Source organism: Micromonospora sp. NPDC049139, assembly GCF_055586845.1.
The window spans coordinates 377,137-390,903 of record NZ_JBVJHK010000001.1; the positions used below are offsets into that span (position 1 = coordinate 377,137).

Annotated in this window: 10 protein-coding genes; 6 read left to right on the forward strand and 4 right to left on the reverse strand. The window is 70.3% G+C overall.

The window, feature by feature from the left end; genetic code table 11:
* Positions 1-204: 204 nt before the first annotated feature.
* The 6 genes from ACZ6Q9_RS01740 to ACZ6Q9_RS01765 all read left to right on the forward strand — a co-directional run bounded on the left by ACZ6Q9_RS01740 (position 205) and on the right by ACZ6Q9_RS01765 (position 8,387).
* Positions 205-1,416, forward strand: a complete 1,212-nt coding sequence (locus ACZ6Q9_RS01740; protein WP_393454050.1) for a D-alanyl-D-alanine carboxypeptidase family protein — start codon at positions 205-207, stop codon at positions 1,414-1,416.
* A gap of 163 nt (positions 1,417-1,579) precedes the next feature.
* Positions 1,580-2,092, forward strand: a complete 513-nt coding sequence (yidD, locus tag ACZ6Q9_RS01745; RefSeq protein WP_393264199.1) for a membrane protein insertion efficiency factor YidD — start codon at positions 1,580-1,582, stop codon at positions 2,090-2,092.
* Positions 2,093-2,488: 396 nt separating this feature from the next.
* A complete protein-coding gene (locus tag ACZ6Q9_RS01750; protein WP_393264201.1) occupies positions 2,489-3,451 on the forward strand; it encodes a zinc metalloprotease in 963 nt (320 codons plus the stop codon).
* Between the two features lie 195 nt (positions 3,452-3,646).
* The gene (locus ACZ6Q9_RS01755; RefSeq protein ID WP_393454047.1) at positions 3,647-4,861 is read left to right on the forward strand and encodes a cyanophycinase; all 1,215 of its coding nucleotides are present in this window, start codon (positions 3,647-3,649) and stop codon (positions 4,859-4,861) included.
* Between the two features lie 399 nt (positions 4,862-5,260).
* Positions 5,261-6,514, forward strand: a complete 1,254-nt coding sequence (locus ACZ6Q9_RS01760) for a protein kinase domain-containing protein (protein ID WP_393454044.1) — start codon at positions 5,261-5,263, stop codon at positions 6,512-6,514.
* Positions 6,515-6,629: 115 nt separating this feature from the next.
* The gene (locus tag ACZ6Q9_RS01765; RefSeq protein ID WP_396826832.1) at positions 6,630-8,387 is read left to right on the forward strand and encodes a vWA domain-containing protein; all 1,758 of its coding nucleotides are present in this window, start codon (positions 6,630-6,632) and stop codon (positions 8,385-8,387) included.
* A 169-nt stretch (positions 8,388-8,556) separates the two neighbouring features.
* Here ACZ6Q9_RS01765 and ACZ6Q9_RS01770 read toward each other — a convergent pair whose 3' ends face one another.
* From ACZ6Q9_RS01770 to ACZ6Q9_RS01785, 4 genes are read right to left on the reverse strand one after another with little or no spacing between them, the layout of a single operon-like run.
* Positions 8,557-10,038, reverse strand: coding sequence for an ABC transporter substrate-binding protein (locus ACZ6Q9_RS01770; protein WP_393454038.1), 1,482 nt, complete (start codon positions 10,036-10,038; stop codon positions 8,557-8,559).
* 56 nt (positions 10,039-10,094) lie between these two features.
* On the reverse strand, positions 10,095-10,994 hold the full coding sequence (locus tag ACZ6Q9_RS01775; RefSeq protein ID WP_393454035.1) for an ATP-binding cassette domain-containing protein: 900 nt from the start codon (positions 10,992-10,994) through the stop codon (positions 10,095-10,097).
* Positions 10,991-12,769 carry a dipeptide/oligopeptide/nickel ABC transporter permease/ATP-binding protein gene (locus tag ACZ6Q9_RS01780; protein WP_396826830.1) on the reverse strand — a complete coding sequence of 593 codons (1,779 nt, stop codon included), beginning with the start codon at positions 12,767-12,769 and terminating at the stop codon, positions 10,991-10,993. Before ACZ6Q9_RS01780 ends, ACZ6Q9_RS01775 begins: the two co-directional genes overlap by 4 nt.
* Positions 12,756-13,742, reverse strand: a complete 987-nt coding sequence (locus ACZ6Q9_RS01785; protein ID WP_396826828.1) for an ABC transporter permease — start codon at positions 13,740-13,742, stop codon at positions 12,756-12,758. Before ACZ6Q9_RS01785 ends, ACZ6Q9_RS01780 begins: the two co-directional genes overlap by 14 nt.
* Between the last annotated feature and the right edge of the window lie 25 nt (positions 13,743-13,767).

A 13,767-nucleotide genomic window follows, 5' to 3' on the forward strand; every position in this document is an offset into this window, starting at 1 on the left:
ACGGTGGCGAAACGGGATGCTACCCGCCTCTGAGCAGCGCAAACATGGAGCGGCAGGTGGGAGTGGGTGCCGTTTTCAGGCGGCGCCGTCGGTGCTGTCGGTCAAGCGCAGCCCGCCGCTCCCCACCTGCTCCTCGCCGTCACCGCGACGTGCATTTCTCCAATCGCACCGTACCCGCCTCTGCGCCGATTACCGTACGTTAACGTGACTGACTTTCGGGTTACCGCCTTGACGCTCAGCGCGCTCCTGGTTCTGCCCGCTGGCGCGCTCGTCGTGACACCAACGCCGGCGGTAGCCACGCCGTACGTGCCGTGCCCCGCCGTGAAGCCGTCGGTTCCTCCGCCCACCACGCCGTCTCCCCCACCGGTTGACCCCGCTCAGCAGGCAGTCGGGGGGCAGGCGCTGGCGACGCCAGGACTGGCCATCCCTGCGGGTGCGCCGAAAGCTCCGGCAGTGACCGCCACCGCGTGGCTCGTGGCGGACCTCAACAGCGGTGAGGTCCTGGGTGGGTGCGGCCCCCACGAGCACCGAACGCCAGCCAGCGTGCAGAAGCTGCTGCTCGCGGCGTCCCTGATGTCCCGCCTCGATCCAGCCGACGTCGTTCAGGTGACCCGGGCGGATCTGCACGATCTCGATCCGGCGAGTTCGCTGATGGGGGTGGTCGAGGGCGGCCGGTACTCGATCGAGAGCCTGTGGCTGGGGCTGCTCCTCAAATCGGGGAACGACGCGGCCAACGTGCTGGCTCGCGTCGGCGGCGGCGCCGCCGGCCGGCAGGGCGGAGTCGACGCGATGAACGACGAGGCGCAGCGGCTGCGCGCGAACCAGACCCACGCCGCAACGCCCTCCGGCCTGGACGGCCCCGGCCAGTACACCAGCGCGTACGACCTCGCGCTGATCGCGCGAACCGTCTTCGCCCGCGAGGACTTTCGGCGCTACATCGCCACCGAGGTGGCACAGATACCGGCACGGCCGGGAAACCCGGCAATCGAGATCACCCATGACCAGACGCTGCTGGGCCACTACCCCGGGACGCTCGGAGGGAAGACGGGCTTCACCGACCTGGCTCGGCAGACGTACGTCGGCGTAGCCGAACGCAACGGGCGACGGCTCGCCGTGACCCTGCTCGGGGCGGAGACCGCGCCGCTGGGGAGTTTGGGTGAGTCGGCAGCGCTGCTCGACTGGGGCTTCGCGCTTCCTGCCGGCGCGTCCGTCGGCCACCTGGTCGCACCCGAGGAAAAGAAGCACGACCGGCCCGTAGTCCCCGTCAAGGGCGAGCAACACGGCGGGGCCAGGGAATCGTCGTCCCTGTCCGTGCCCGCCGGGATCGGCCTCGGCGCCGCCCTCGTGCTGGCCGTCCTGATCCTGGCGGCCCCACGGCGGCGCACTGACGCGCGGGATGAAGGCAGCCAACCGTAGGGAGTCCAAGCCCGGCGCAGCCGCACGGGCTGGGCTGACGGGCCGCCGTCGCGCGCCCCCGAACGCTGATCGGCGACTTCAGCCAGACGGCCTCCGTCGATCGCTCGCCCTCCCGGCGTATCCCCGGCCGGACGCCTTGCCCGGACCAGGCATGATCTCACCCATGACGATCAACAGCGCCGGCCACTCCGGAAGCCAGGGGCCCTGCCGCTGCCGTAAGCCGGCCCACTGCCACGCCGTGGGCCACTGCCACAGCGAGGTCGGCTCCCGTCGTCAGGGACCCGGATGCAAGGGCCGCAAGGGGGCCCTGGACTCCTGTGGCGACGACCCTTGCAGCAGCCCGGGCTGCTGCGACCTCGGCCTCTTCTCCACCCTGCTCACCCTGGGCGCCGCCATGGCGGGCGCCGCCGGTGGCCTGGCGCCCGCCCGGCAGGGCCGATCGGCCCGCAATCGGCCGGGAACCCTGGACCGGGCCGGTCTCGCCGCGATCCGCGGCTACCGCCGCTGGCTGTCGCACCGCTGGCCCGGGCAGTGCCGGTACACCCCGACCTGCAGCGCGTACGGACTCGCCGCCGTCGACCGCTACGGGCTGGCCGTCGGCGGGCGGCTCGCGGCGGCCCGGCTGCGCCGTTGCCGGCCCGAGGTGCCGCTCGGAACCGTCGACCCGCTGCGCTGATCCGGGGCCGCCGGTTGTGGTGACCCGCAGGCACCACCCGGCCAGACGGGCCGCTCCGGGCGGCCAGCGGGCGCCCACTCGCCGGGTGGCGACCCCGGGTGCCGCGTGAGCCGGTGATGCCGCACTCCACGGCGTGGCCCGCCGCGTAGTCCTCGGCATCGGACGATGGCGGTCGGCCGACGGCCTGGCCCCGCCTCTTGCGGGGCTCCACCCGGCCTGCGGCGCCGGGCTACTGCCGAAGGACGCCGACGCACCGGCGATGCTCCCTCTTTCGGGGCCTGTTGTTAGCGCCGGTGGCGTGTTCTCATACCGAGACGACGATGTCTGTGAGCTGGTCGGGCCGCCCCTCGCTCGTCCGCTCTGTGACCCCATCCCCCATGCGTGAAAGGTGCAACGATGCACAGGAGACTGACGTTCCGACTGGCAGTCCTGACCGCCACCGCCGCGACGTTCCTGGCGGCCGGCGGAGCCTCCGCGGCGGTGGGCACAGCCGCGTCCGTGACCGCCTCCCCGGGCGTCGCGGAATGCGAGCCGGGTGCCGAGGGGCACAGCGCGGCGCGGGTGAGCGAGGGCGCCACGGCGCAGGAGCCGGAGCTGTATTCCAAGAACGAGGCAAACGCCTACGGCGTGATCAAGGATTCGCCGCGCCTGCCCAACGGCAGCGTCACCGTGCCCACGGTCTTCCACATGATCTCCGACCACCCCCTGAGCGCGGCCGAGACGAACAGGTGGAACACCCTGATCGCGGCGCAGATGACGGTGCTCAACGATTCGTTCGCGGGCCGCACCGCGGCGAACGCCTCCGACACGCCGTTCCGGTTCTCGCTCGTCGACACGACGTGGACGGTGAACAGCGACTGGTACACGGTCGTGCCGGGCAAGAACGAGCGGGACATGAAGAGTGCGTTGTACACCGGCGACTCCCGAACCCTGAACGTGTACGCGGCGAACATCGGCGGCGGGCTCCTCGGCTGGGCGTACTTCCCGAAGGGTTACAACAACGGCCGGGACTACATCGACGGCGTGGTGATGCTCGACGAGTCGATGCCGGGCGGAACGGCGGGCAAGTACGCCCTGGGTGACACGCTCACGCACGAAGTCGGGCACTGGCTGATGCTGGAGCACACCTTCGCGCACGGGTGCTCCGCTTCCGGCGACTACGTCGCGGACACTCCGCGGGAGGCGGCGCCGCAGTTCAACTGCCCGGTGGGCGCGGACACCTGCACGGCACCGGGGCTTGACCCGATCCACAACTTCATGGACTACACGCAGGACGCCTGCATGAACATGTTCACCCCGGGGCAGGCGGACCGGATGAGCGACGCCTGGGTGGCATTCCGGGCCGGTGGCGGCAAGTAACCACGCACTGTCGGGGTTGGCGGGCCGCGGTCGGCGGCTCGTCAACCCCCTTTGTGTACGCGGACCGAAGCGCTACCGAGAGGCCCCAACCGCACCCCCGCCAACGGCAGCTCCCGCTGGGTGGCAGGTGGGCGTCGCGGAACAGGAATCGACGTTCCTTGACGCCTGTCCGGCGGCTGTCTAGCGTCGGTTGCCATGACCCGGCCCAAGTTCCTGCCACTGCTCACCGCCCTGATCATCACCGTGGCCGCGGCGGCCCTGCCCGGCAGAGCCGCGTCCGCCGATCTCGCGGGATCGGCGAGCGGACCGGGGGCGGTCATGCTGATCGGCGGCGCTCTCGCCGACGACAACAGCGCCGTCTACGGGGCGTTCGTCCGGCAGGCCGGTGGCTCCGGAGCGCGGATCGGCGTGTTGAGCGCGTCGTCGGCGTCGCCGCACTGGGCTGCCAACCAGGTGGGCAAGGTCCTCGAGCGGTACGGGGCGGCGGAGGCCACCTGGATCCCGGTGAGCGTCAAGAAGAACGGCAGCGGCGACGACGCGGCGAACGCCGCGCTGGCCGCGTCGATGACCGGGTTCTTCTTCGCCGGTGGCGACCAGTTCCGCTACGTGCAGTCGATGATCCACGCCGACGGCTCCGACGGTGCGGTGCTCGCCGCGATCCGGCAACGCTTCCAGGCCGGCGCGCCGGTCGCGGGCACCAGCGCCGGCATGCAGATCTTCGCCGGCCCCGACATGATCACCGGCGGGTCGAGCTACTACGGGGTCCGCGACGGGGCACACACCGGCTACTACGACACCGACGAGATCCTCGGCTACTGGCCCGCCGGTGGCTTCAACCTCTTCACCTCCGGCCTCGTCGACACCCACTTCGACGCGCGCGGCCGCAACGGGCGGTCGCTCCGGCTCGCCGCCGACACCGGGCACGACCGGGTGTACGGGGTGGGTGAGAACACCGCCCTGGTGGTCACCGGGGCGGGCACGGCGAGCGAGACCGCGCGGGTCGTCGGCACGAACGGGGTGTCGGTCCTCGACCTGCGCTCGGCCCAGGTCGGCACGGTCGGCGGGCACTGGTCGATCAGCGGTGTCCGGTGGAGCTACCTCACCGACGGCGACAGCTATGATCCCGGCCGGTGGCAGGTCACGAAGGGCGCGACGAGCACGCCCGCCGTCCCGCACGACCGCGCGGCGGCACCGCCGTCGACCGATGTGTTCGGCCCGTACGCGCTGCGCGACGCCGCCCTCGACCTCGCCGACGCCGGGCGGTCCACCGCGACGACCGGCACGACCGCGGAGACCGGTCCGCGTTTCGCGGTCGGACTGGCCAAGGGCGCCTCGTTCCTCGCGTACACCGCCGGCGGGGCCGGTCCCGCGTCCTTCACCGACCTGACGGTGTCAATCCAGGCGGGCTGAGCCACCGGGTTCCAAATGGCTGGAGGTTACGGTCCCGATCGACCTGTCAGCCCGCCGGCTGACCACCGATCGTGACCGCAGGGGCCACCGACCCCGGTTCGCCATCCGAACTCGCACGCTCCCGCGAGAACGGCTCGGTCATCTTGGCCGCGCCGCCGTGCGAGACACCCCGCCGCTGGACGTGCCGCCCCACTACCCGCCCACCGTGTGCCTCCACCGCAGTCGCCAGCAGGTCGAGCTTTGGACCGGGCCGACGGAGGTAGGCCGAGTAGGCGGAACGCGTCAGCGAGGTCCGCCGCGCTGCCCGGACGACAGCCTCGGCTGTGCCGCGCCGGCATGGCACGATACTCAATGTCCTCCGCCGCCGGGTGGTCGGGACACGACGTTGATGGAGTCGGGATGACAGGACTGGCCGGCGCACAGGTGCCGGGGCTGACCCCACTGTGGACGCACGACCCGGTCACCGCCGGCCCCTACCGGCTGGTCGGTCGTCTGGGCGCGGGCGGGCAGGGAGTGGTCTACCTCGGCGAGGACGACCAGGGCCACCGCGTCGCGGTCAAGATGATCAACATCGACCTGCGCGACCCCCGGGCCCGGTCGCAGTTCACGAAGGAGATCGCCGCGGCACGCCGGGTCGCGCCGTTCTGCACGGCGCAGGTGCTCTTCGCCGAGGTGGACGGCGAACCGCCCTACGTGGTCAGCGAGTTCATCGAGGGACCGACCCTTCACCGGCACGTCCGCGAACACGGGACGGTCAGTGGCAACGCGCTGCACCGGCTCGCCGTCGGCACTGCCACCGCGCTCGCCGCGATCCACCGTTCCGACGTCGTGCACTGCGACCTGAAGCCGGACAACGTGGTGCTCGGCCGGGACGGCCCCCGGGTGATCGACTTTGGCATCGCCCGCGCACTCGGGGTCACCGAGACGGTGACCAGCCGGGTGATGGGGACGACCGCGTACATGGCCCCGGAGCGATTCCGCAACGACCCGGTCGCCCCGCCCTGCGACGTCTTCGCCTGGGCCGCCACGATCGCCTTTGCCGCGTGTGGCCGGCCGCCGTTCGGCAACGACTCGCTCTTCGCGGTCATGCACCGGGTCCTGAACGACCCGCCCGAGCTGCCGCCGCTCCCCTCGGGCCTGGAGGAACTGATCCGGGAGTGCCTGGCCAAGGAGCCAGCGGACCGGCCGGCGGCCGAGCAGGTGCTGATCCGGCTGCTCGGGCAGGACGTCCGGGTCAGCGGTCGGGTCCGCCAGGAGAACCTGCTCCAGATGGGTAACGACACCGCCGGCGCGCCGACGACGAACGAGCCGCTGCCCACGTCGGCGACGCCGCAACCCCAGCCGACACGTGTGGCGCCGAGGCAAACCCGACCGACACCGCCGGACCAGCGTCCGGCATCGACGTCGGATACACCCGCCGCGTCGTCCCGCCCAGGAGAGGGTTGGGGGCAGCGGCTGCGCCGTGAGTCCGTCGACGCCTGGGGTGTGTCGACTGCGATCGTCCTCGGCTCGGGGGGCGCGGCCGCCGGCTACGTCGCGTCGAGCACGGTGGGCGTGGCCGCAGCGGTCGGGACGGCCACCTTCGCCGTGGTCTACCTGGTCCGGCTGCTGGTCGCGACGGCCCTCGGCGGCGGCCCCGCCGACCGCTCCTGAGGACCGGGTCCGGAGCCGTCCCGGTGGCGCTGGACCGATAGGTTGACTGCTATCCGTCAACCCGTCGAGGAGGACATTTCCGATGGCCCCAGCCCCGCCCCACACACGACCGTGGTTGCCGTACACCGCTGCCATCACCATCGGGATGCTGGTCATCGTCGGGGCGTTCGTGCTGGTCCGGCAGCGGGACGCAGGCACCGACCGGCCCCGCGCCGAGTGCACCACCAAGCTCGAGGTCAACTCCTCGACGGAGAAGGCGGCGCTGCTGGTCGAGTTGGCCGAGCGGTACAACGGCAGTGACCGGTCGCTCGACGGCGGCGGCTGCGCCCAGGTGCACGTGAGTGCCCTGAACTCGGGCAAGGCCGCCGAGGCGCTGGGCGCCGGCTGGAGCGGCGTCCACCTGCCCGAGCCGCAGGTCTGGTTGCCGACGTCGAGCCTGTGGACCGGTCAGCTCCGGTTGTTCGACCAGGCCGCCGGGCGAGCGCCGCAGACCCCGGACCGATACCCGTCGATCGCCAACAGTCCCCTCGTGATCGCGATGCGACAGCCGAAGGGCGAACTGGTACGCCAGCGCGGGGCGCTGGGCTGGGGGGACATCCTCGGCCTCTCCGGGCGGGAGGGGTGGGCCAGCTTCGGTAAGCCGGAGTGGGGCCGCTTCACCTTCGGCAAGGACAGCCCGAACCTCTCCACGTCGGGGCTGGCGGCGACCATCGCCACCTACTACGCCGCCGCACAGCGGTCCAGCGACCTGACCCGGTCGGACCTGGTGGACCCGAAGGTGACCCAGTTCGTCCGGCGGATCGAGGCCAACGTGTCGCACTACAGCGACGACGTGGTGGACCTGCTGCGGGACCTCGCCGAGGCCGACCTGGCCGGCGGGGGCGGGAGCACGGACGACATGAGCGCGATCGTCATGCAGGAGGAACTGGTCCACCTCTACAACGAGGGGAAACTGAGCCCGACGCACGACGGCCAGGAGCGGGGCCAGCGGCCGAACGTCCCGCTGGTCGCCGTCCACCCGAAGGAGGGCACCTTCAACCTGGACCACCCGTTCGTGGTGCTCCCCTCCGCCGACGAACGGCAACGCGTGGCGGCAGCCGACTTCCTGGCCTTCCTGACCGAGGACGCCCAGCAGAGGAGCTTCGCCCGGCTCGGCTTCCGGGACCACGAACGCCGGGCCCCGGCGGAACTGCTCGCCAGCGTCGGCGCCGAGCCCACCGGCGGGCTGACCTACTTCGAGCCGCCGGATCCGGCCGTGGTCAACGCGATGTTGGACGGCTGGAGCACGCTGCGCAAGAAGGCCAACATCCTGATCGCGCTGGACACCTCCGGGTCGATGCAGGCGGCAGTCGGCGACCGTACCCGTTTCCAGGTCGCCTCGGCGGCGGCGGCCAAGGGGCTCGCGCTGCTCAACGCGGAGGACCGGGTCGGGCTCTGGTCGTTCTCCTCGGAGACGTCGAAGCGGCCCGACGGCCCGTACCGGGAGGAGGTCCGGCTCGGTGACTTCGACCAGCAGCGGATCACTCGCCGAATCGCTGGCCTGCACGTCGAGGGGGGCACCGCGCTGTACGCGACGGTCCGGGCCGCCCACGGGCACCTGCTCGACCGGTACGACCCGGAACGGATCAACGCGGTCGTGGTGCTGACCGACGGCAAGAACGAGTACGGTCGGGACAACGACCTGGCCCGGTTGCTCGCCGATGTCGCCCTGGATCCGCGGCGCCCGGTCAAGGTCTTCTGCATCGCCTTCGACCGGGAATCGGACTTCGGCACGCTGGACCGGATCGCCAAGGCGTCGTCGGGCAAGGCGTTCGACGCCACCGACCCTGCCAAGATCGACGAGGCATTCGTGAAGCTGGTCAGCAGCTTCTGACCGCCGGTACGACGCTGGAGCGTCTCAACCCCGACGCGCCGCCCGACCTGAGGTCGGGCGGCGCGTCGGCTGTTCGTCGATCAGCGTCAGCGGGCACAGCCGGGCACCTGCGCACCTACGACAAGTACGTCACCGAGCTGCTCGACGCCCACCCGGACGTCGTCATCGGTCAGGAGACCGGCCTGATGCGTCCCCAGTGCCACCAGGGTACGGAGAACCCGATCTGGTCGGCCCAGCCGAAGAACTTCTCGCTACGCGGGTAGTAGGTGCCGTACCAGAACAGCGGCACCCACTCGGTGTCCCTGGCCCACACCGCCTGCAGGTGCCGGTAGTGCTCGCGGCGCTCGTTCCTCGTCGCGGCGGTCCGCGCGGCGACGTAGGCGTCGTCCACGTCGGCATTCCGGTGCAGGCCCATGTTGTTCCGCCCGCCGGAGGAGTACTTGGTCGCCGTGATCTCCGGATCCGGCGCCATCGACCCGCCGACGATGATCAAGTCGAAGTCGTGTTGCTTGCGTACCTGGCGGGACCAGTCCACCGACGACAGGCCGGCGAAGGTCACCTCGAACCCGACCTCGCCCAGTTGGCGCGCAACCAGCTCGGCCAGTGGCCTGTGGCCGTGGAACATGTCCATGTAGAACATCGACAGCCTGGCCCGCACTCCCGACCGGTCCGCGGTGACACCGGCATCGTCGAGCAGGGCGCGTGCCCGTTGCGGGTCATGACCGGGCGCCTTGGCGTCCGGGTTGAAGGCCCACGAGGATCCAAGCAGGTAGTGGTCCCATGCCTGGGAGACCCCCGGATCGCCCAGGTCGGCGATCTCCTCCCGGTTCACCGCGTACGCGATCGCCTCGCGCACCCGCCGGTCCTGCCACAACTCGCGGCCGTGGTTGAAGTCCAGCAGCGCCATGCCCGGACCCTCGCGCTTGAGGATCTCGACCCCCGGCACCCCTTCCACCAGGCCCAACCGGTCGCGGGTGAGGGTGTCCTGGGGAACGATGTGGGCCTCACCGCGGGCGACCATCCGGACGCACTCGTCCCGGTCCGGCACGATCTTCAGGATCAGCCGGTCGATCTGCGGTCGCGGGCCCCAGTGGTTCTTCACCGCCTCCATGATGATGTGCTCGCCGGGGACCCATTCCGCGAGGCGGAACGGGCCGGAGCCGACCGGCTTCAGGTTGTGCAGGTTCGTCGCCCAGTCCGTTCCCTCGTACAGGTGCCGGGGCAGGATGTGCGCGAAGATGAAATTGCCGAGCAGGACGAGGAACCCGGCGTTCGGGGTGTGCAAATGGTAGTCGACGGTGTGGTCGTTGACCGCGACGATGGTCTCCACATCCGTCAGGAACATCGCGCCCTGATAGCCCATCTCCTTGGCGTGCAGATGGGTGTAGACGACGTCGTGCGCGGTCAGCGGCGTGCCGTCCTGCCAACGGGCCGCCTGGTTGAGGTGGAAGCGCCACCGGCGCGACCCGTCCAACTGTTCCCAGTGCGTGGCCAGGTCGGGAAACGGGTTGGTCTCGTACCATTCGTTCAGCACGACCCGGTTGTAGATGTTGTTGCAGGCCAGATAGCCGGCGCTACCCGTCACGTTCCGGTACACATCGTTGAACTCCACCGCGTCATGCGGCGTCGCCACGACGAAATCGACAGACATAGGCGCGTCTCTCCGTTTCTGTGCAGTTCGACAAGTAGCTGGCCATTCGGCGGTCGCTAATGAAGGTCGCCGTGCGGGCAGGGCGGCAGCCCGTCGGATTCCGTCGGCCACCGGCGCTGCAGCATTCGGGGCTTGGCTCGTTCGATCCGCGGGTCGGGCACCGGCACGGCCGCGAGGAGTTCCCGGGTGTACGGGTGCCTCGGCTCGCCGATCACCTGCTCGGTCGCGCCCAACTCGACCATCTGCCCGCCATACATCACGCCGACCCGCTGGGCGATCTCCGCGACGACGGCAAGGTCGTGCGCCACGAAGAGGTAGGAGACCTGCCGCTCCCGCTGCAACTCCTTCAGCAGGCCCAGGATCGCCGCCTGGACCGAAACGTCGAGTGCGGACACCGGCTCGTCCAGCACGATCAGCTTCGGGTTCAGGGCCAGCGCGCGGGCGATCGCGATGCGTTGGCGCTGACCACCGGAGAACTCGTGCGGAAACTTCCGCAGGCTGGCCGCCGGCAGCCGCACCTGGTCAAGGAGGGCCAGCGCCTGCCGGCTGGTCGCCGGCAGGCCATGGATCTGCGCCGGCTCGGCGAGGATGTCCGCCACCGTCATCCGCGGATCCAACGACGTGTACGGGTCCTGGAACACGACCGACAGCTCACGCTGCGACGCGCGGGCGCTCGCGCCCTTGAGCTGGGAGACATCCTCGCCGAGGAACAGCACCCGACCCGCGGTCGGCCGCTGTAGTCCGAGGATGGTTCGTAGCAGTGTGGTCTTACCCGAACCTGACTCGCCGACGATGCCGAGGGTCTCCGCCGGGCCGACCGAGAATGACACCGAGCAGAGGGCGTGCACGGTGGACTGTCCACTGCGACGGGCGGCGCGCGGCGCTCGGAAGTGCTTCACCAGCTCCATGACCCGCAACAGCTCGGCGGCCTCGCCGGGGCGTGTCTCCGCACTCATTTCCCCTCCACCGCCTTGCCTGTGAGCCGTGGGGCCAACGACAGCAACTTCCGCGTGTAGTCCGATCGAGGGTCGTCGAATATGTCGAAGACGTCCCGTTCTTCGACGATCTCGCCCTGGTACATGACGGCGACGCGATCGGCGATACCGGCGACGAGGGCCAGATCGTGGGTGATGAAGAGCATGGCCGCACCGGTACGCTCCCGAGCCACCGCGAGGGTGGCCATCACCTGGGCCTGCACCGTGACGTCCAGGGCGGTGGTTGGTTCGTCGGCGATGATGAGATCCGGGTCGTGGACCATCGCCAGGGCGATGGCGATCCGCTGGCGCATGCCGCCGGAGAGCTGATGGGGATGCTGGTCGAGGCGGGCCTCCGCATCCTTGATGGCCACGCTCTCCATGAGTTCGACCGCCCGCCGCCGGGCTTCGTCGCGGCTGACGGCGCCGGCCAGCTTCATCGAGTCCTCGAACTGGGCGCCGATGGTGAGCACCGGGTTGAGGGTGGTGGACGGATCTTGCAGGATCATCGCTATCCTCCGCCCCCGGTACGTCCGCCACTGCTCGAAGCTCAGGCCGGTGAGTTCGTCGCCGTCGAAGACGACCGACCCGGTGCCCGTCGCGTTGCTGGGCAGCAGCCCCACCAGCGACAGTCCGGTCAAGGACTTTCCTGACCCCGACTCGCCGACGAGGGCGACCACCTCGCCCGGCTGGATCTCCAGGCTGATCGAGTCCACCGCCACCTGCGCACCGAACCGCACGGACAGGTCGGACACCTTCAGCAGTGCCTCCCCCGCCACCTCCCGCACGGGCAACTCCCGGCGGCGGCGACGGCTGACGGTTGAGCGAGGTGTCGCCAGTGGGTTGGTGGGCGAGGACTTCGGGTTGAAGGCGTCCCGAAGCCCCTCCCCGACGTAGTTGACCGCCAGCACGATGGTGATGATCAGGAAACCCGGGAAGTAGAACAGCCACGGCCGGGTCAGCACCGCCGATTGCGCGTTTGCCACCAGCAGGCCCAGCGAGGTGTCCGGTGGCTGCACCCCGAACCCGAGGAAGGACAGGCTGCTCTCGGCGAGAATCGCCACGCCGAACATCAGCGTGCCGGCTACCACGATGTGGTCCGAAACGTTAGGCACGAGGTGCCGGAACATGATCCGGGCCGGGCTCGCCCCCATCACCCGCGCCGCGTCCACGAATGCCTGCTCGCGCAGACTCAGCACCACGCCGCGGACCAGGCGGGCGACCGAGGTCCACATGAGCGCCCCGAGGACCAGCGCGAGGCCGAGCCAGGAGACTCCCCGGCCGGCGACCAGCGATCCCAGGAACGCGGCCAGGGCGAGGGTGGGCAGCGTGAGCACGAGATCGACGGCGCGCATCACGGTGGCGTCGACGAGGCTGCCGAAGTACCCGGCCGTCACGCCCAGGACCACGCCGATGATGCAGGCGACGATGGTGACCGAGAAGGCGATCAGGAGCGACTGCTGCATGCCGCGGAGCACCAGCGCGAACAGGTCACGGCCCAGGGTGTCCGTACCCATCGGGTGTTGTGGTGACGGTGCCTGCGACAGCTCGGACGTGATGTCGGTGTAGTTGTACGGCCAGAGCGGCGGGACGATGACGGCCGCGAGGATGACGACGACGAGCACGCCCAGGGCGACCATGCCCACCCGGTGCCGGAGAAACCGGCGGGCGGTGACGGCCAGCCTCGACGTCCCGGGTTCACGCTCCGGCGTGCCGGGTTCGATCGCCAGATCTTTTGTCAGCTCAGGATTTGGCATAACGCACCCGCGGATCCACGAGGCCGTACAGGATGTCGGCGAAAAGGTTGAAGACGACCACGGCGGTCGCGGCGATGAGCAACCACGCGAGTACGGCGTTCGTGTCGCGCAGCGCGATCGACTCGAGCAGGAACCCGCCCATGCCGCGCCACTGGAAGACCGTCTCGGTGATCACCGCGCCGGAGAAGACGACCGGAAGGTCCAGCGCGACGATGGTCACGATCGGGATGAGCGCGGGGCGGACCACGTACGACCTGACGATGCGCCGGCGGGACAGCCCCTTGAGCACGGCGAACCGGACGTGGTCCCCGGCCAGTCCCTCGGCCACCGCCGCGCGTTGGTAGCGGCTCCAGGTCGCGAAGTGCACCAGGGCCAGCACGATCGTCGGCAGGACCAGGTGCCCGGCGATATCCCCGGCCAGGGGCAGTATGCCCTCTGGTCGGGGCACCGACGCCTCCCCCACCGTGTAGAAGATCTGGTAGCCGGTCAGGTCGTTCAGCCCGATCCCCCACTGCTTCAACAGCACTGCCAGCCAGAACGACGGCAGCGCGAGGAGCACGAACGCGGCCGGGGTCATCAACAGGTCCGGCCAGCGACGCTGGTGAAGCGCGGACACCGTGCCGGCGATCAGGGAAAGCACGAGCGCCAGCACGATGGCCAACACGACCAGGCGCAGGGTGACCCCGACCCGGGTGCCCAGCTCGGCCCCGATGTCGCGGGTGGCGATCGTCGACGGACCGAAGTCGCCGGTGAGCACCCCGCCGAGCCAGGTCAGATAGCGCAGCGGTAGCGGCCGGTTCAGTCCCAACCGCGCTTCCTCGGCGGCGATCACCGACTCCGGGACCGGCGGTTGCCGGTCCCGGAGCTCGGCCAGCGGATCTCCCGAGACCGAGATCACTGTGAAGATCACGATGGAAGCGAGCAGCAAGACCAGGACGGCGCTTGCCAGCCGTCGAAGGATCAACCGAATCATGTCTCCGCGCCTCCTTTCCTCGGGG

Coding starts and splice junctions, on each gene's coding strand:
- yidD (WP_393264199.1), top strand. CDS start 1,580: ATGACGATCAACAGCGCCGGCCACTCCGGAAGCCAGGGGCCCTGCCGC.
- ACZ6Q9_RS01760 (WP_393454044.1), top strand. CDS start 5,261: ATGACAGGACTGGCCGGCGCACAGGTGCCGGGGCTGACCCCACTGTGG.
- ACZ6Q9_RS01770 (WP_393454038.1), bottom strand. CDS start 10,038: ATGTCTGTCGATTTCGTCGTGGCGACGCCGCATGACGCGGTGGAGTTC.
- ACZ6Q9_RS01750 (WP_393264201.1), top strand. CDS start 2,489: ATGCACAGGAGACTGACGTTCCGACTGGCAGTCCTGACCGCCACCGCC.
- ACZ6Q9_RS01755 (WP_393454047.1), top strand. CDS start 3,647: ATGACCCGGCCCAAGTTCCTGCCACTGCTCACCGCCCTGATCATCACC.
- ACZ6Q9_RS01775 (WP_393454035.1), bottom strand. CDS start 10,994: ATGAGTGCGGAGACACGCCCCGGCGAGGCCGCCGAGCTGTTGCGGGTC.
- ACZ6Q9_RS01785 (WP_396826828.1), bottom strand. CDS start 13,742: ATGATTCGGTTGATCCTTCGACGGCTGGCAAGCGCCGTCCTGGTCTTG.
- ACZ6Q9_RS01780 (WP_396826830.1), bottom strand. CDS start 12,769: ATGCCAAATCCTGAGCTGACAAAAGATCTGGCGATCGAACCCGGCACG.